We start from the raw sequence: 16,853 nt of genomic DNA, 5'->3' as shown, positions 1-16,853 counted from the left end.
ATGAACCGCAATGGATTATTCGCGCTGGTTTTTCACAGCCTGTTTTCAGTGTTCCTGGCGGCGCCTTTGGTGATCGTCTGCCTGGTCGCCTTCACCCCGGACAATATGCTGAGCGTCCCTACGTTGCACTTTTCAGTGCGCTGGTTTGTGGCGCTGTTCAATGACAATGGTTTTGTCACGGCGTTCTGCAACAGCATGGGGCTGGCGACGCTGGCCGCGACCGGAGCGGCACTGCTTGGCGTGCCTGCCGCGCTGGGCCTGTTGCGTTATTCGTTCCCCGGCCGGGCGGCGCTCAACGGCCTGTTGTTGTCGCCGTTGATGATCCCGCCGGTGGTGCTGGGAGTCGCGTTGTTGCGGCTGTTCAACGAGTTCGGTGTCAACGGTTCGTTTACCTCGCTGGTATTGGCCCATGTGATGCTGATCTTCCCTTATTCACTGCGCCTGATCATGGCGTCAATGGTGAGTCTGTCCCGTGAGCCGGAGCACGCGGCAATGTCCTTGGGCGCCAGTGCCTGGACGACCTTTCGACGCATCACGCTGCCGGCGCTGCTGCCGGGCATTCTCGGCGGCTGGGTATTGGCCTTTGCCAGCAGCTTCGACGAACTGACCGCCACCATCTTCCTCGCATCCCCGGCGACGCTCACGTTGCCGGTGCGTATCTACATGAGCATGACCGAAACCGTGGACCCCATGGTCGCTGCGGTCGCGGTGGTGATCATCGTGATTACCGTAGGTTTGATGTTTGTGCTTGATCGCCTGGTGGGTCTCGACAAAGTGCTGATGGGGAAAAACTGATGAAGAACGACTACGACTACGTAGTGGTCGGCGGCGGGTTGGTCGGGATGGCCATCGCTTATGGACTGGCCAAGCGCGGCGTCAGCACGTTGGTGCTCGATGGCGAGGACTCAAGCGTGCGGGCCGCACGGGGCAACTTCGGCCTGGTCTGGGTCTCGAGTAAAGGCTCCCGGCAAATCGATTATGCGCGCTGGTCACTGGAGTCATCGCAGCTGTGGCCCGGCTTCTGCCAGGAACTCGAAGACGCCAGCGGCATGAAGCTCGGTTACGAAAAGCCGGGTGGAATCATGATCGCCATGAACGAGGAAAGCCTGGCCAGCAGTGCGGCGGCGCTGGCGAAGCTGCATGCGCAAGACAGTCGCTTGAGCTATGAAGTGCTTGATCATGCGCAATTGAAACAGCGCATACCGGCCGTGGGTCCGGACGTGACGGGCGCGGTCTATTCGCCCCACGACGGTCATGTCAGTCCGCTCTACACCTTGCGCGGCCTGTTCGCCGCTTTCGAACGCGCCGGGGGCGTGTATCGAGCCGATTCACGCGTCGATCTGATCGTTCCGCGCGACGGCGGCTTCCGGTTGACCGCCGGCAAGCAGACCATCGAAGCCGGGAAAGTGGTGCTCTGCGCAGGCCTGGGAAATCGCGTCCTGGCACCGATGGTTGGCCTGCGTGCACCGGTGGTGCCGCTGCGGGGGCAGATTCTGGTCACCGAACGGGTCAAGCGCTTTCTCGATTACCCGACGCTGTCTGTCCGTCAAACCGCCGAGGGCTCGTTGCTGTTGGGGGATTCCGCCGAAGACGTGGACATGGATGACAGCGTGACGCCGGGCATCATTGCCCATATTGCGCAAAAAGCCATCGCGCCGTTTCCGCTGCTCAAGAACGTTCGCGTGGTGCGCGCCTGGGGATCGCTGCGGATCATGACCCCCGACAGCATGCCGGTCTACGAAGAGTCGCTCGTGCACTCTGGGGCGTTTGTTGCCTTGTGCCACAGCGGCGTCACGCTCGCGGCCGCCCATTGCGAAAAACTCGTGCCCTGGCTCATGGGTGCGCCTCGTCCCTCACTTCTCGACTATTTCTATGCCAAACGTTTCGCTGTTTAGCGCGCTCGCCGCTGCGCCAGCCGCTCAGGTTTCAATCCTGATCAATGACCGGCCCTTCACTGTGCCGCACTACATGTCGGTCGCCGCGGCGCTGCTGAGCGTGGGCGTTACGCAGCTGCGGGAAACGCCGGTATCCAACGCACCACGGGCACCGTTCTGCATGATGGGCGCCTGTTTCGAGTGCCTGGTTGAGATTGACGGTGTGCCCAATCAACAGGCCTGCATGACGCTGGTGCAGCCGGGAATGACGATCCGATCCATGATCGGTGCCAGGAGTCTGAAATGAGCATGATGCATGTTGACCTGCTGATCATCGGTGCCGGTCCCGCGGGCATGAGCTGTGCGTTGCAAGCCAGGGAAGCCGGCCTTGATGTGTTGCTGGTGGACGAAAACCAGCAGCCTGGCGGGCAGATTTATCGCAGTGTGGCGCAGTCGCCGCTGGCTGATCCGGATTTGCTGGGCAAGGACTATGTAGCCGGCGCAGCACTGGTAAAGCGCTTCCTGGCGAGCGGTGTGGCGTATTGGCCCGGCACCCTGGCATGGCAGATTACCCGCGACCGGCAGGTGAGCTTCACCCGCAACGGCGCCAACGCAGGCAGCGGCAGTGGCCAAATCCAGGCGCGGGCACTGGTCATCGCCAATGGTGCCCAGGAGCGGCCCGTTCCATTTCCCGGCTGGACGTTACCCGGCGTCATGGGCATCGGCGCCGCGCAAACGCTGTTGAAGTCGGCCGCACTGCTGCCGAGCCAGCGCGTGGTGCTCGCGGGTAGCGGGCCGTTGCTCTATCTGTTTGCCTGGCAGTTGATCCGGTCGGGCAGTTCCGTGGCGGCCATTCTCGACACCACGCCACGAGCCAATCGTTTTCCGGCGCTGCGCCATCTGTTTTCAGCGTTGCGGGCGCCAGGTTATCTGCTCAAGGGCATGGATTTGCTGAGGACGATTCGCAGCAGCGGCCTACCGCATATCCGGCATGTCGACAGCCTCGAAGCGCTGGGGCAGGGCGCTGTCGAGCGGGTTCGCTATGCAATCGACGGTCGTGAAGCGCACATCGACACGGACCTGCTGCTGGTTCATCAGGGCGTCATTCCCAACGTCCAGCTGACCCGTTCGCTGGGCTGCGAGCACCTCTGGGACGCAACGCAACTGTGCTGGCGCCCTGATCTTGATCAGTGGGGCCAGACCTCGCTGCGGGGGACGTACGTCGCCGGGGATGGCGGTGGCATCGACGGCGCCAGGGTTGCAGAGTTTTCGGGCGCGCTGACTGCCCTGCAGGTCGCCCAGCAACTGGGCTGTTTCACCGAAACCGTGCGCGACAGACAGGCGCTTCCACTTCAGCGCCAGCTGAATCGCCATCGGGCAATCCGGCCATTCCTGGACACGTTGTACCGGCCTGCGGAGATTTTTCGTCGGCCCGCAGACCAGACCATCGTCTGTCGCTGTGAAGAAGTCAGTGCCGGTGATATCCGCGCCATGAGCCGATTGGGTTGCAGTGGACCCAACCAGACCAAGTCTTTTTCACGCTGCGGAATGGGCCCCTGTCAGGGGCGGATGTGCGGAATCACGGTCGGGGAAATACTGGCCGAGGCCAGGCATGCGCCCATGCAGGCGGTGGGTTATTACCGGATTCGCCCACCGATCAAACCCGTGCAGTTGATTGATCTGGCCAACGCTTACGTACCGGACGTGAATGCGGCGCCGCTGAAGGCGTTTGTACCCAAATAACAGCAAGTGCGGGTAGCCCTGCGGATGACCCGCTGTACTGACTGACACTCCTCACAAGGCATTCAACCCATGAAAGAAATTGTTCGCATCGACAGTAATCATCGTATGAGCCGCGCGGTGGTCTGCAACGGCTTTGTCTTCATCGGCGGGCAGACCGCTTCCGACGCGACGCAGGACATCAAAGGCCAAACCGCTCAGGTGCTGCAAAAAATAGACGACTTTCTGGAAAAGGCGGGGCTGGACAAGACACGCATTGTTTCGGCGCAGATATGGCTGGCGAACATTCAATCTGACTTTTCAAAAATGAACGAGGTGTGGGATGCGTGGGTGCCAGAAGGTCACACGCCCGCCCGTGCAACCGTGGAGTCGCGCCTGGCACTGCCGGAGTTGCTGATTGAAATCACGGTCATTGCCGCTGGTTGAGCCAAAAAAACAACGCATCGCCTTCGGAGTGGGGAAAATGTTGACAGGTCTGTATTCGACGGCGGCGGTGCGCATCGGGGCGGGTAAATTGTTCCCCCTCTGCGCCCCTCAATTCGCAAAGCGTTGCAAGTCCCTGTCCAGTTGTATCCTCATCATTCGGATGAACTGTCGAGCATTGTCGGGCAGCGGCTTACCCGGCCGAAAGACCATCAGACTGGCAAAGTTTACGTCTGCGCTAAAGGGTTTGACGACTAACCCACGATCAAGAAAGTCATACGCGGCTAAACGGTTTACAAACCCTACGCCCAACCCCAGGAGTGCCATCTCGCAGACCGTATGGGTGTACGCGGTTTCAACGCGGATGTTCAGGCTGACGCCTTCCCTTTGTAAAACGGCGTTTAGTCGATTCCTGCTGCTGTCTTCAGGGCTTAGCGCAATAAATTCAATGTCCTGCAGATCCTTTGGATGGATGACCGAGTGGGTCGCCAATGGATGGGCCGCGTGCATGACGACAACCCCGGGAATGTCCACAAAGGGCGAATGTTCGAGGCCCGTCACGGGCATTTCGTCGGCCATGACCCCGAAATCGCATTGCCCTGCGCAGACTTGTTGGTGCACTTCCTTGGAGCTGAGGATTTTGAGCGAGACTCTGATATCGCGCTTTTTCAGCTCGAAAGCCGACATGACCCTCGGCATGAACGAGGTGCCCAAGGCCGGGTGAACGGCGATGGTCAGTCTGCCTATGCCGAAGTACCGCAAGCTTTTAAGACGATGTTCTATTGCTTCAAAACCGACGAACAGTTGATCGACATCCACCATCAGTGCCAGCGCTTCTTGAGTGGGTACAAGGCGCCCACGCGTTCGCACAAACAACTGTAAGTCGGCACCGCTTTCCAGTTTACGAATCGCCTGACTGACCGCGGGCTGAGATATCCCGAGCATGCTTGCTGCTTTGCTGGTAGTGCCGCCATTCATGACGGCCCTGAAAATTTCGATCTCTCGGATGCCCATGTGAACTCCAGTCTATAACTGCTGCTTATAGAGTAAATAAGTTTTGATCTTGTTGCCAAGCGTCACGGATACCTAGAATCGAGTCACTTTCAACGGCTTCACAGGGCACTTCAATCATGAGCTTTACCGACCATGCCAATAACCCTTATGCCAGCCTTTCACCCGCCGTATGGCGCGGATCAACGGTGGTATTCGATACCTTCGAAGATTTTGTCGGCCGAAAGTCACGGCAGCCAGATGGTTACAGTTATGGCATCACCGGGACGCCGACGACTCGGGGCCTGGAACAACGTATTGCCGACCTTGAGCACGGCAAGCACTGCATCGTCACACCCTCAGGTGCATCAGCATTGATGACCACCGTGATGGGTTTCGTCCGTAGCGGCGACCATCTTTTAATTTCCGATTCATGCTATGGCGCGCTGAAGGCATTTGCCCACAACTGGCTGGCCAGGCTAGGCGTCGAGGTGGAGTTCTATCCGCCGACCATCGATGCGGGCATTGAGGCGTTGATCAAGCCCAATACCAAGATGATCTGCCTGGAGGCCCCCGGCACGGTCACCATGGAAATGCAGGACATCGACACAATTACCGCCATCGCTCGCCATCGTGGGGTCATGACGATGATGGACAACACATGGGCCAGCCCACTGTATTTTCGTCCCTTGGAGCATGGCGTCGACTTCTCCATCGAGGCCGCCACCAAGTTCTTTGGCGGTCACTCCGATGTGTTGATGGGCAGCATCAGCATGAACAACGCGGATGACTACGCCACTCTGCGTGAGACCCAAAGCACCTTGGGCCAGTCCGTCAGTCCGGAAGACTGCTTCCTGGTGATGCGCGGCCTGGACACTCTAAAAGTCCGCCTGGCCGAGCAGTGCCGCAGCTCCCTGAAAATCGCCCGATGGCTGGAAGCACAACCCATGGTTCAACAGGTGCTGTTTCCTGCTCTTGAAAGCCATCCGGGACACGCCATTTGGCGTGAGCAGTTTGACGGTAACGGTTGCCTGTTTTCGATAATCCTCCAGCCAGCACCCGAAGCAACGTTCGGTGCCTTCTTCAATGCTTTGCAGCATTTTCCAATCGGCGCGAGTTGGGGCGGAACGCACAGCCTGATTGCCTACTACCCGGCGAGCCAGCAGCAAACGCGTAACTTTTCACCCACAGAGGAACCCATCGTGCGTATCTCCATTGGGTTGGAAGACCCTGACGTGCTCATCGCTGACCTGGATCGGGCTCTGCGCTGCTACGAGCTTGCGCGGATTCAAGTTCATCCTGGTTTTCAGGGCGGCTGAAGCGTCACGTTCCACCGACCGATATGTTCTCGAAATGCGGCCACCTTTTACCACTCAAGACCTGAGCGGCTCAACGCTACACAAAGGATGGAATATGAAAACAAGCACTGGCATTCGATTTGTACTTTCTTTTTTCGCCCTCGTTGTCCTTGGCACTGATATGGCTTGCGCCGAGGATTCGTTGGCGAATCTCAGAAAGCTGGGCGAAATCCGGATCGCCAATACACAGTCCAGTCCGCCCTGGAGCTATATCGACGATCAGAATAAACCGACGGGTTACGACATTGCGATTGCTGAAGAAGTCGCCAAGCGGATCGGCGTGCCCAAAGTCGTGTTCATCGCCGACAGCTTCGCCAATTTTGTCGAGGGGCTTAAGGCAGACAAGTACGACCTGGTCATGAATGACCTGACGCCGACGCCTGAGCGGGCCTTGCAGGTGGACTTTTCCGATCCGTACGGCGTAGAGGAATTCAGAATATTCCTCCTCGACAAGAACACCGACATTCATGAACGTGGGGATTTGGCCGGCAAGTCTGCAGGCGTAGTGGCGGGTTCCAGTAATGAATCCTGGTCACGTAAACAGCTGGTTGAGTCGGACATTCGCACCTATGAAAACGGCGGGTTGGCGTTCGATGACTTGGCAAATGGCCGCATCGACGTCGTCATCTCCTCCTGGTTCAGCGGTGAGAAATATCGCCTGGCCAATCAGTTGCCGATAAAAGCGGTCGGCGCGCCTCTTACGTTTCAACTGTCTGCAGCGGCCATGCCCAAAGGACATGAAAGCTTGAAAGTAGCGGTCAATAAGGCGATAGCCGAGATGATCGCGGACGGAACCATTGACGCGTACACCAGGAAGTTCATCGGTCCTGATTACCCAATGACCGCTGATATCAAGAAAGCGCAAGCCGGGGAGTAATTTATGCTGGAATTATTTCTCCGCTCCTGGCCGCTGCTTAAAACGGCTGTGCTCGTCACGCTGGGTCTCGGTCTTGGCGCCTTCGTGCTCGGCAGTGCGCTGGGAATGGGCGTGGCTTTGTTGCGTAACTCCAGCCTGCGTGCGCTGCGTGTCATCGCGTTCATGTACGTGTCTGTCTTTAGAGGCACGCCCTTGCTGGTGCAGATCCTGTTGATCTACTTCGGCCTTCCGCACTACGGGATCGTTCTTTCGCCGATTCCTTCCGCTCTGCTGGCGCTGACACTCTTTTCAGCCGCCTATCTGAGTGAAAACTTTCGCTCGGGAATAAATGCGGTAGATCCCGGCCAGTGGGAGGCGTCATTGGCGATGGGGATGGGCTACTGGACCTGTTTGAAGCGAATAATTCTGCCTCAAGCAATACGCATTTCATTACCACCGGTGGGCAGTCGCTTGATTGCCTTGATCAAGGACACCTCCCTGGCATCGACCATTACCGTCGTGGAAATGACCCGAGTGGCTGAACAGGTGGGGGCGGCGACGTTCCGCTACATGGAAATGTTCTTGATGATCGGGATGATCTATTGGCTGATCAACCAAGTCCTGACACTGATCCAGACCTACTTCGAAGGCCGTATTACGAGGCGCTACCGATGAGCCAGATAAAAATACAGGTCACCGCGTTGGCCAAGGCATTTGGTGCCAACACGGTGCTTAAACACGTCGACCTGACCGTAAAGGCTGGCGAAGTCGTGGTGATCCTTGGGCCGTCCGGCTCAGGAAAAACCACGCTGTTGCGCTCACTGAATTTTCTTGAGCAGCCTGACAGTGGCACGCTGGAAATTTGCGGACATCGCATTGAAATCAAATCCGGTCAGCGACTGAGCCGGGCGAACAAACAGCAGATTTCTCAACTTCGCCAGAAAACCGCGATGGTGTTTCAGTCCTTCAATCTGTTTCCGCACTTGACCGCTCTGGAAAACGTGATCGAGGGTCTGATCAGCGTCAAGAAGGTGCCGAAGGACGAGGCGATCACCAAGGGCATGTCCCTGCTGGAGAAAGTCGGCCTGAGAGAGAAAGCCGACAGTTACCCGGCTCGCTTGTCGGGTGGCCAAAAGCAGCGTGTCGCCATAGCCCGCGGTCTTTCAATGGATCCGCAAGTCATATTTTTTGACGAGCCGACGTCGGCGCTTGATCCAGAGTTGCGTGACGAAGTGCTAACGGTGATGCGCAATTTGGCCAACGCGGGAATGACCATGCTGGTCGTTACGCACGAACTTCGTTTTGCACAGGAGGCGGCTGATCGCGTGGTCTTCATGGAGGGCGGAGTCGTTGTAAAAGACTCGACCACCGAAGCGTTTTTCGCGCAGGACAGCGGGGAGCGCATCCAGCAGTTCCTTCGACGCTACTGAGCCTTTGCAGCGCAGGCCGTTATCACTCTTTGCAGTGCACGTCATTGCGGCTACCCCTGCAAGCCGCTAGGAAATTTCCTACAGGCCAGAGAGATAAATCCTTCGTTGGCAGTGTCATGAGTTAGCCACAATTTTGACTCCACGCTTTTGCAGAGTAATTGGCGAGATGGAATCCCCTAGCGTTCTCGTTTTAGAAAATCACGCGTTTCGGCGCGGTGTGTTGGTCACGGCTCTGCAGCATTTGGGCGTCAGCGATATTTTGCAGGCGGATAACAGCGAAGGGGCAATGGCACAGATAGATCGGGAGGGGGGCGTGGACATCGTGCTCTGCGACCTGAGCAATACCGCCCTCGACTGCCTGGACTTCCTGCATTGTGTTGGGCACAGCGGCATGGTCCGCGCGGTCGCCCTGTGCAGTGAGTTGCGCCCGGAGTTGCGTCGCGCCGTCGAACAGATGACGCGCTTTTCGGGGTTGCAGTTGCTGGGTGTCCTGAGCAAGCCCACGCAGCTCTATACGCTGCAAGATATCTTGCAGCGCTATTGTCACCGACGCTTGCCGGCGCAAGCCGATCCGTCACCACTTTATCGACTGCCCAGTGAAGAGGACGTTCGTCGTGGCCTGGCTCGGGGGGAGTTCAAAGCCTGGTTCCAGCCCAAGTTCGATATGAACAGTGCTGCATTGGCCGGAGCTGAAGCGCTGGCGCGTTGGGAGCACCCGATTCGGGGGCTGCTGTTGCCCAAGGACTTTCTGGCTGCCGTGCTGGCCTACGACCTGATCGATGAAATGCTCAAGCAAATGCTTGAGCAAGGCATGAGCCTGTTGCGTGCCTTGCGCCAGTCTGGCCTGGGCCTGGAATTGGCTTTCAACCTTCACGCCTCGCAACTGGCCCGCAATGACCTGACCGACCACATCTATAGCGTCTTGAAGAGCCACAATTTTCCAGGGTCGACGTTGTTGTTCGAAGTCGCTGAAAACGGCTTGCTCGACGTCCCTCGGGCGACCCGGGAAAACCTGCTGCGCCTGCGCATGATGGGCTGCAGCCTGTCGATCGATGATTTCGGCATGGGTTTTTCCTCGCTGACATTGCTGTCCCAGCTGCCGTTCAACCAACTCAAGCTCGACGGGCAACTCGTGCGCTCAATTGCCGAGCCGCACACCCGGGCGATGGTCACTTGCACCCTGGCGCTGGCCCGGTCGCTGAACATGAGCCTGGTGATCGAGGGTGTCAGCAGTCAGCTTATCCGCGATGGGCTGGTGGAAATGGGTTGTTCATTTGGCCAGGGATTTCACCTGACTCGTCCGATGGATGCCCAACGGTTCACGCAGTGGCTACAGAACCCGGAATCCACCGATTAGAAGGTCTGAAGTATTTCGATATGGCTGCCGGATGACACAGTGATGTTGGCCACACCAAAGGGTGATTTTTTCCGCGGTCTTTTGATGCTTGATCCTTCCCGGGGCGTCTTACAGAGAGGTTCAAATGCATAGAGCGTTGGTTGTAGATGATCATCCGTTCATTCGGGCGACGGTGAAATTGCTGCTTGAACATGAACGATTCGAAGTCGTCGCCGAGGCTGATAATGGCGCCGATGCGGTGCAACTGGCTCGCAAGCATGACCCGGAACTTATCCTGTTGGACATTGCCATGCCCAGCCTGGACGGCCTGGAAGTTCTCAGCCGGATCAGCGCGCTGAAGCTGTCCAGCAAGATCCTGGTATTGACCTCTCAATCAGCGGCCTTTTATGCCATGCGCTGCATGAAGGCGGGCGCTGCCGGTTATATATCGAAAACCGACGAATTGGATGAATTGAGCAAGGCGATCAAGGCACTCATGGCTGGATATACCTTCTTTCCAAACCTGGCGGGCAATTCCGTACGCCGAATTGATATCGATTCCACCGAGCTGGAGATGATCCGCGGCCTTTCCGATCGTGAACTGACGATTCTGCAACAACTTGCCCGAGGTTTGAGCAACAAGGAAATCGGTGATGCCATGTTGTTGAGCAACAAGACTGTCAGTACGTACAAGACCCGCCTGATTGAAAAACTCAACGTGAAGTCGGTGGTGTACCTGGCCGATTTTGCCAAGCGTAATAGTTTGATCTGAGTGGAAATCCCTGTGCGCAGCTATCTACTCGCAGCATTTTTGCTCAGTCAGTTGGGGATTGTTCCGACAGCCCATGCCGAAATGCAACCGCTGAACCTGTACGGCCGTTCGAATGGCGAAAGCAGTTCAGTCTTTCTGGATGAGGCGGACTGGCGCTGGTTACGCAGCAGAAACTCACTGCGCCTGGGCGTATCGGCGCCAGACCATGCACCCTTCGACATGGTCACCAATGGGGGGCAGGATTACGAGGGCATCACCGCTGACTATGCGCAGCTACTGGCCGCGATGTTGCACATTCAGGTCGAAGTGCGTCGCTATGACTCCCGAGCCGAGGTGATAGAGGCACTCGCGCTCGGTGAGGTGGATCTGGTGGGCACCGCCAACAGTGCCGATGCGGCGGATCCAGAACTGGTGCTCAGCAGTGCCTATGCTAAAGCCCCGTCAGAACTGGTAACTCGCCGGGGCGCCGAGCAAGTGTTGACACCGGACCTGCCCGGCATTCAACTGGCCATACTTGACCATTATCAGCCGATGGAGGCCCTCAGTTCGGCCTATCCCAAGGCTCAGATACAGCTCTATGATTCGGCCCAGAGCGCGATCGGTGCCGTGGCGTTTGGTCAGGCGGATGCGTATGTGGGTGATGCCATCAGCACCCACTATCTGGTCAATAAACACTTTCTGGATGACGTGCGCCTGACGCAGTTGCCAGGCGTGTACACCACGCATTTCTCCTTCGCCATGAACCAGCACAATCGTCGTCTGCTCAATATCGTCAATACCGCGCTGGCGGCGATTCCAATCACGGATCGCATGACGATTCTGCAGCGCTGGAGTGCCGGTGACATGAGCATTTCCGGCCTTCACCCACTTCGCTTTACCGCCGCCGAACAACGTTGGCTGGAAAAACATCCGCGTCTGACAGTGGCAGTCAACGATAGCCTGGCCCCCGTCTCGTTCTTCGATGAGCGGGGCGAGTTCCGGGGCATCAGTGCCGAGGTGCTGGCCAAGATCAGCCAACGTACCGGTTTGAAATTCGATGTGCTGCGCGGCAATTCAATGGACAAGTTGATCGAACAGGTCAGGGGCGGCAATGCGGATCTGCTGGCGGCGTTCAACCCCAGTGCTGAACGTGAAAACGAGCTGCGGTTTACCCGGCCTTATCTGACCAACCCGTTTGTCCTGATCACTCGGGACGCGTCGGATAGCCCAGACACACTGGAGGACATGGTTGGCAAAAAGCTGGCGCTCAGACGCGGCAATGCACTGCATGATTTCATCAGCACAAAATACCCGGGCATACAGTTGATCGAGACAACGTCTTCGGCCGATGCCACGGCGTTGGTGGACAAGGGGAAGGCGGACGGCGCCATCAACTCGCTGATCAACGGGCGTTACCTGATCCTGCGCGAATACCGCGATCGCCTGCGCGTGGCCGGTATCGTCGGTTTGCAGTCGGCCCAGATCGCCTTTGCCACTGAGCGTGGGGCGCTGGAGCTTTATTCAATTCTGGACAAAGCCCTGCAAAGCATTCCGCCAGAAGAAATGGATGAACTGACGGGCCGCTGGCATTACGACGTGGTGATCGAGAATGGCAACTGGCAGCACAATCGCTCAGCGGTCATACAGGGTTTTCTCCTTTTCGCGTTGTTGCTGATCATCGCTGCATGGCGGATCGTGTATTTGCGTCAGCTGGTCCTCACTCGCGAAAAGGCCGAGCGGGCGCTCAATGACCAGATGGAGTTCATGCGCGTCTTGATCGACGGCACGCCCCACCCGATTTATGTACGTGATCGCCAGGGCCGGCTGGTGAGTTGTAATTCGGCCTACCTTGACGTGCTCGGGGTCGCGCGCGAGGCGGTGATGGGCAAGCAGATTATCGACAGCACAGTGCTCAGTCATGCCGACGCTGTGGCCTGTCAGGACGCCTACATGAAGGTGATGGCGGACGGTACGCGATGGATACAGGACCGCGCCGTCACCCGCAGAAACGGCACGATCCACACGGTGTATCACTGGATGTTGCCGTATCGCACCAGCGATGGCGTGGTGACCGGGATCATTGCCGGCTGGATCGATATCAGCGAACGACAGCTTCTGTTCGAACAATTGCAGAATGCCAAGAAAAGCGCCGATGAAGCCAACCGCGCGAAAACCACTTTTCTGGCAACCATGAGCCATGAAATCCGTACCCCGATCAACGCTGTGATCGGCATGCTCGAACTGGCCATGAAGAAGGCCGACCAAGGTGTCACGGACCGGTTCGCGATCGAAGTCGCTTCTGGCGCGGCGCGGGGACTGCTGGACCTGATCGGCGACATTCTCGATATCGCACGCATCGAATCCGGCCGCCTGTCCCTGGCCCCGGAGCGGGCCAGTTTGCGTGAACTGGTCGAATCAGTGGTGCGTATGTTCGAAGGGGTGGCTCGGCAAAAAGGCCTGCGACTGTTGCTGGATTTCGACCTCAAGGCCTGTCGCGATGTCCTGATTGATCCGCTGCGCTTCAAACAGATTCTTTCCAACTTGCTGAGCAATGCGATCAAGTTTACCGACGAAGGCGAGGTGCGTTTGAGCGTGCAGTCTGCGCTCGGTGCAGGCGGCGAGCGCCTGGCGATTCATGTGCAAGTCAAGGACTCCGGCATCGGTATTTGCGCCACTGACCAGGAGCGACTGTTCAGTCCTTTCGGTCAGGCCAGCAATAATCACCAGTCGGCGCGGGGTGGTTCGGGACTGGGCCTGGTCATCAGCCGTACGCTGTGTGAAATGATGCAGGGAGAACTGAACCTGAGCAGCGAGCCGGGCAAGGGCACGCAGATCGATATCTGCCTCAATCTGGTTATCTTGCCACCCATGCCCGTTGCCGAGTTGCCAGCGGTCGAGCCCGCGTCTCAGGGCTGTGTGCTCAACATCCTGGTGATCGACGACTACCCGGCCAACCGTTTGCTGCTCTCCCAGCAGTTGTCCTACCTGGGTCACGGGGTCTGCGACGCCGAAGACGGCGCCCATGGCCTGCGCGCCTGGCGCAACGGCAACTTCGATGTGGTCATTACCGACTGCAACATGCCTGTCATGAACGGCTACGAGCTGACGCGGGCCATTCGTGACGAAGAAAAGGCATCGGGTGCCGAGCCGTGCCTGATCCTCGGTTTCACTGCCAATGCCCAGCCGGAGGAAAAGGAGCGTTGCCTGGCAGAAGGGATGAACGATTGCCTCTTCAAACCCATCAGCCTGGTGGATCTGAGTGCCCGACTGGCCTTGATCAAACCCGGCATCCAGGCATTGCCGCTGGGCGCGAAGGCGCCCGAGGTTGAAGGCGACATCGACCTCAATAGCTTGCAGCAACTGACGCGTGGCGATCACGCCGCGATCAGAAAACTGCTCGGCGATCTGGCCACCAGTAACGAAGAGGACATGTTGCGGCTGATCAAACTGTTCGGCGAGCATGACTTGCCCGGCCTTAGCGACCTGGCTCATCGGCTCAAGGGCGGCGCGCGAATCATCAAGGCGCGCAGCGTGATCCAGTGCTGCGAGCAGTTGGAGGTCATCTGCATGGGGGCGGACTCTGTCTTGTTGACAGAGGCAGTGGACGCATTGCAGCAAGCAATGGAGCGATTGGCGCAGACGCTGGAGCAGAGCATGGGTGAACCCGCACTCTAGATCTCGGGGCCGAAACTTTCGGCCCTGATTTTAGTGCCTGTAAAAGTTAACCATGAGTGCGAATGCTGGACGGCATCAGTCCGTCAGTTTGCGTCCCTTGCGCTTGTTCAATTGTTTCAACAATCGTTCCATCTGCACTTTCAGATTCTGCAGGGTTGCGGCGCCTCTGTCGCGATCTTCGCCTCGCCAGGATTCGCTATGTGCGGTCAGCAGCTCAAGATTGTCTTCGTGTCGCCTGAGTAATATCCGTAGTTGCTTTCGCTCTTTCGTCATGTCGACTATTTCCTGGGGGCGTGGGCCAATTACTGTATTCAACGATGCGCTAAACATTAGTAATGAATTCAATCCCGTGTATGTAGGAAATTTCGCAAAGAGCAACAACCCGCTACCGATAGGCCGCAGTCCATCGCCGGTGTCGCGATGCTGGGAAATTTCCTACATTCAGGGAGAATTTTCCTAGAGATACCCACCGGTCAGGTCCGGACAATCGACTCATTCCTTTTAGAGTGAGCCGCTTCAATGCATATGCTCCCATTACGTATTCTGGTTATTGGCGACAACGCTTTCCATCGCTCGATTGCGGTCAACATGCTTTGGCAGTCCGGCTGCCAGGAAGTCTTTGTTGCCGCCGATGGCCAGCAAGCTCTGGGGATTCTCGAACAGGTCGGTGCGGTGGATATCACCTTGTGCGACCTGCGCATGGAGGGTGTGGACAGTCTGGCTCTTCTACAAACCGTGGGCCGATCCCGGCTGGCGGGGTCGATCATCATCAGCAGTTCGTTGTCCGCAGATGTGCGTCGGGCGGTGGGGCAGTTGGTTTCGCTGTTAGGGATGGTGCTACTGGGCGACGTCGGCAAACCCTTGCAATTCAGTGCCCTGCAGCGATTACTGGCGAAACACATGAACGAACCTGTTGATGAACGGGCCGTGGCTCCTGTCGCTGGATCAGCGACTGAAGAAGAGGTGCGCCGGGCGCTCGCCGATCAGCAATTGCAGACTTACTTTCAACCAAAATTCGACCTGCTGACCGGTGACGTGTGCAGCATCGAAGCATTGGCGCGTTGGCACCATCCTGCCAAAGGCGTACTGCCAGCCTCAGTGTTCATACCGACTATCGAGCGCTGCGGGTTGATGGATGACTTGCTGTTCCTTCAGTTGGAGCAAGGGCTGAAGCTTCAGCGTCAGGCACTCGATCAGGGATTCGCGCTCAACATCGCTTTCAATCTGCAGGCTGCGCAACTGGTCAATGCCCAACTGACATGCCGGATCAAAACGCTATTGAGTGATTATGATCTGCCCGGATCAGGGCTGACGTTCGAACTGACCGAAACGGGGTTGCTCGAAGCGCCTGCAATCAGTCTGGAAAGCCTGGTCCGCTTGCGCATGATGGGTTGCAGCCTGTCTATCGATGATTTTGGCGCGGGGTTTTCATCCTTGCAGCGCCTGTGTCAGTTGCCGTTCAACGAAATCAAACTCGACGCCGAATTCGTTCGCGGGCTCAAGCAAGAGCCGCGTTGCCGCGCCGTCATAAAAAGCACCCTGGCGCTGGGTGAAGCATTGGGCATGACGGTGGTAGTCGAAGGCATCGAAACCGAAGAGCAACGTCAAGTCTTGTTGGAACTTGGGTGTACCCAAGGGCAGGGGTACTTGTGCGCGCGACCGATGACGGCGGCGGGATTGTTGAATTGGCTGGATCTTCAGCGAATGGCGGCTGTTAGTTGTTCGGTCAGTGATTGAAAAAACTGATGGCGGACGAGATTTTCAATGCGTTTTCATGGTTTCAGTTTGCTGGGAAATTTCCTACAAATAGCAGGAAATTTCCTAACTTAATCCACTTGGCAAGTTGAAATAATACGACCTGGTAATTCCTTGGTGATTGACATGTTTACGTAAGACGAAGTTTTATCCGTGTTGATTTATAGGCGCGGTGTCGTTTGTAAACAGTGTTTTTATATCAAGGGTTAAATGAAAAGCGGAAGTCATCACGCCATGGATGACGCGTGTTCGGGAGGTTGGCGCGACGCCAAATTCATTGATGAATAAAATATTTTCGGTTGTTTGGAACACATCAATGTGTTGCTGGGTAGTTGCTTCGGAACTTGCCAGCAAGAAGACCAGAAGTGGGCCAGCACGGCAGCGTAGGCGGGGTTTGAAAACGTCTGGCGCAACGGCTGTTGCGCTGACTGTTTTCTGGATGGAGGCAATGAGCCCCATGGCAATGGCCGCCTCGCAACTGAACGGGACCGCCTCTGATAACTCCATTGCTATCGGCGGTGGAGCGGGCGCCAATGCATCCAATATCAGTATTGCCATCGGCGACGCCACTACCGCGGCCGGAAGTAACTCTGTTGCTCTAGGTCGTCAGATAACCGGGACGGGTGCTAATGCGGTCGGCATAGGTTGGACGGCCAGTGCTATGG

15 protein-coding genes and 1 pseudogene are annotated in these 16,853 nt (G+C 57.3%); 14 read left to right on the top strand and 2 right to left on the bottom strand.

Annotation, left to right across the window (positions count from 1 at the left end; translation table 11 throughout):
- The 5 genes from POF45_RS06445 to POF45_RS06425 all read left to right on the top strand — a co-directional run bounded on the left by POF45_RS06445 (nucleotide 1) and on the right by POF45_RS06425 (nucleotide 4,040).
- On the top strand, nucleotides 1–795 hold the full coding sequence (locus POF45_RS06445) for an ABC transporter permease (protein ID WP_259495244.1): 795 nt from the start codon (nucleotides 1–3) through the stop codon (nucleotides 793–795).
- Nucleotides 795–1,895: an NAD(P)/FAD-dependent oxidoreductase gene (locus tag POF45_RS06440; protein ID WP_282315371.1), complete on the top strand. Its 1,101-nt coding sequence runs from the start codon at nucleotides 795–797 to the stop codon at nucleotides 1,893–1,895. Before POF45_RS06445 ends, POF45_RS06440 begins: the two co-directional genes overlap by 1 nt.
- On the top strand, nucleotides 1,873–2,181 hold the full coding sequence (locus tag POF45_RS06435) for a (2Fe-2S)-binding protein (protein ID WP_259495241.1): 309 nt from the start codon (nucleotides 1,873–1,875) through the stop codon (nucleotides 2,179–2,181). The genes POF45_RS06440 and POF45_RS06435 overlap by 23 nt, the downstream gene beginning before the upstream one ends.
- A complete protein-coding gene (locus tag POF45_RS06430) occupies nucleotides 2,178–3,617 on the top strand; it encodes an NAD(P)/FAD-dependent oxidoreductase (RefSeq protein WP_259495239.1) in 1,440 nt (479 codons plus the stop codon). Before POF45_RS06435 ends, POF45_RS06430 begins: the two co-directional genes overlap by 4 nt.
- A 69-nt stretch (nucleotides 3,618–3,686) precedes the next feature.
- Nucleotides 3,687–4,040: a RidA family protein gene (locus POF45_RS06425; RefSeq protein WP_259495237.1), complete on the top strand. Its 354-nt coding sequence runs from the start codon at nucleotides 3,687–3,689 to the stop codon at nucleotides 4,038–4,040.
- 108 nt (nucleotides 4,041–4,148) lie between these two features.
- On the opposite strand, the gene POF45_RS06420 is transcribed toward POF45_RS06425, so the two are convergent.
- On the bottom strand, nucleotides 4,149–5,051 hold the full coding sequence (locus POF45_RS06420) for a LysR substrate-binding domain-containing protein (protein WP_282315370.1): 903 nt from the start codon (nucleotides 5,049–5,051) through the stop codon (nucleotides 4,149–4,151).
- Nucleotides 5,052–5,167: 116 nt separating this feature from the next.
- Here POF45_RS06420 and metC point away from each other — a divergent pair, with 116 nt between their 5' ends.
- The 7 genes from metC to POF45_RS06385 all read left to right on the top strand — a co-directional run bounded on the left by metC (nucleotide 5,168) and on the right by POF45_RS06385 (nucleotide 14,433).
- On the top strand, nucleotides 5,168–6,346 hold the full coding sequence (metC, locus tag POF45_RS06415) for a cystathionine beta-lyase (protein ID WP_282315369.1): 1,179 nt from the start codon (nucleotides 5,168–5,170) through the stop codon (nucleotides 6,344–6,346).
- A 94-nt stretch (nucleotides 6,347–6,440) separates the two neighbouring features.
- Nucleotides 6,441–7,262 (top strand): transporter substrate-binding domain-containing protein, encoded by an 822-nt coding sequence (locus POF45_RS06410; RefSeq protein WP_282315368.1) that lies wholly within the window; start codon nucleotides 6,441–6,443, stop codon nucleotides 7,260–7,262.
- A 3-nt stretch (nucleotides 7,263–7,265) separates the two neighbouring features.
- On the top strand, nucleotides 7,266–7,916 hold the full coding sequence (locus POF45_RS06405; RefSeq protein WP_282315367.1) for an amino acid ABC transporter permease: 651 nt from the start codon (nucleotides 7,266–7,268) through the stop codon (nucleotides 7,914–7,916).
- Entirely contained in the window at nucleotides 7,913–8,671 is a 759-nt protein-coding gene (locus POF45_RS06400; RefSeq protein WP_282315366.1) for an amino acid ABC transporter ATP-binding protein, read from the top strand. The genes POF45_RS06405 and POF45_RS06400 overlap by 4 nt, the downstream gene beginning before the upstream one ends.
- Nucleotides 8,672–8,984: 313 nt before the next feature.
- Nucleotides 8,985–10,028 (top strand): EAL domain-containing response regulator, encoded by a 1,044-nt coding sequence (locus tag POF45_RS06395; protein WP_282315365.1) that lies wholly within the window; start codon nucleotides 8,985–8,987, stop codon nucleotides 10,026–10,028.
- 124 nt (nucleotides 10,029–10,152) lie between these two features.
- Nucleotides 10,153–10,779 carry a response regulator transcription factor gene (locus POF45_RS06390; protein ID WP_282315364.1) on the top strand — a complete coding sequence of 209 codons (627 nt, stop codon included), beginning with the start codon at nucleotides 10,153–10,155 and terminating at the stop codon, nucleotides 10,777–10,779.
- A gap of 12 nt (nucleotides 10,780–10,791) precedes the next feature.
- The gene (locus tag POF45_RS06385; protein ID WP_282315363.1) at nucleotides 10,792–14,433 is read left to right on the top strand and encodes a transporter substrate-binding domain-containing protein; all 3,642 of its coding nucleotides are present in this window, start codon (nucleotides 10,792–10,794) and stop codon (nucleotides 14,431–14,433) included.
- A gap of 75 nt (nucleotides 14,434–14,508) precedes the next feature.
- Here the strand turns inward: POF45_RS06385 and POF45_RS06380 are convergent, their stop codons facing one another.
- Nucleotides 14,509–14,706 carry a hypothetical protein gene (locus POF45_RS06380; RefSeq protein WP_259495230.1) on the bottom strand — a complete coding sequence of 66 codons (198 nt, stop codon included), beginning with the start codon at nucleotides 14,704–14,706 and terminating at the stop codon, nucleotides 14,509–14,511.
- Nucleotides 14,707–14,952: 246 nt separating this feature from the next.
- On the opposite strand from POF45_RS06380, the gene POF45_RS06375 reads away from it, so the two are divergent.
- Nucleotides 14,953–16,170 carry an EAL domain-containing response regulator gene (locus POF45_RS06375; RefSeq protein ID WP_259495229.1) on the top strand — a complete coding sequence of 406 codons (1,218 nt, stop codon included), beginning with the start codon at nucleotides 14,953–14,955 and terminating at the stop codon, nucleotides 16,168–16,170.
- Between the two features lie 256 nt (nucleotides 16,171–16,426).
- A pseudogene (locus tag POF45_RS29810) lies at nucleotides 16,427–16,768 on the top strand (ESPR domain-containing protein); the annotation flags it as partial.
- Nucleotides 16,769–16,853 lie beyond the last annotated feature (85 nt).

It is taken from the genome of Pseudomonas fungipugnans (assembly GCF_029955235.1).
GTDB classification, from domain to species: domain Bacteria; phylum Pseudomonadota; class Gammaproteobacteria; order Pseudomonadales; family Pseudomonadaceae; genus Aquipseudomonas; species Aquipseudomonas fungipugnans.
Note: the sequence above shows the minus strand (reverse complement) of the source record. Positions and strands in the feature narration are given on the sequence as shown.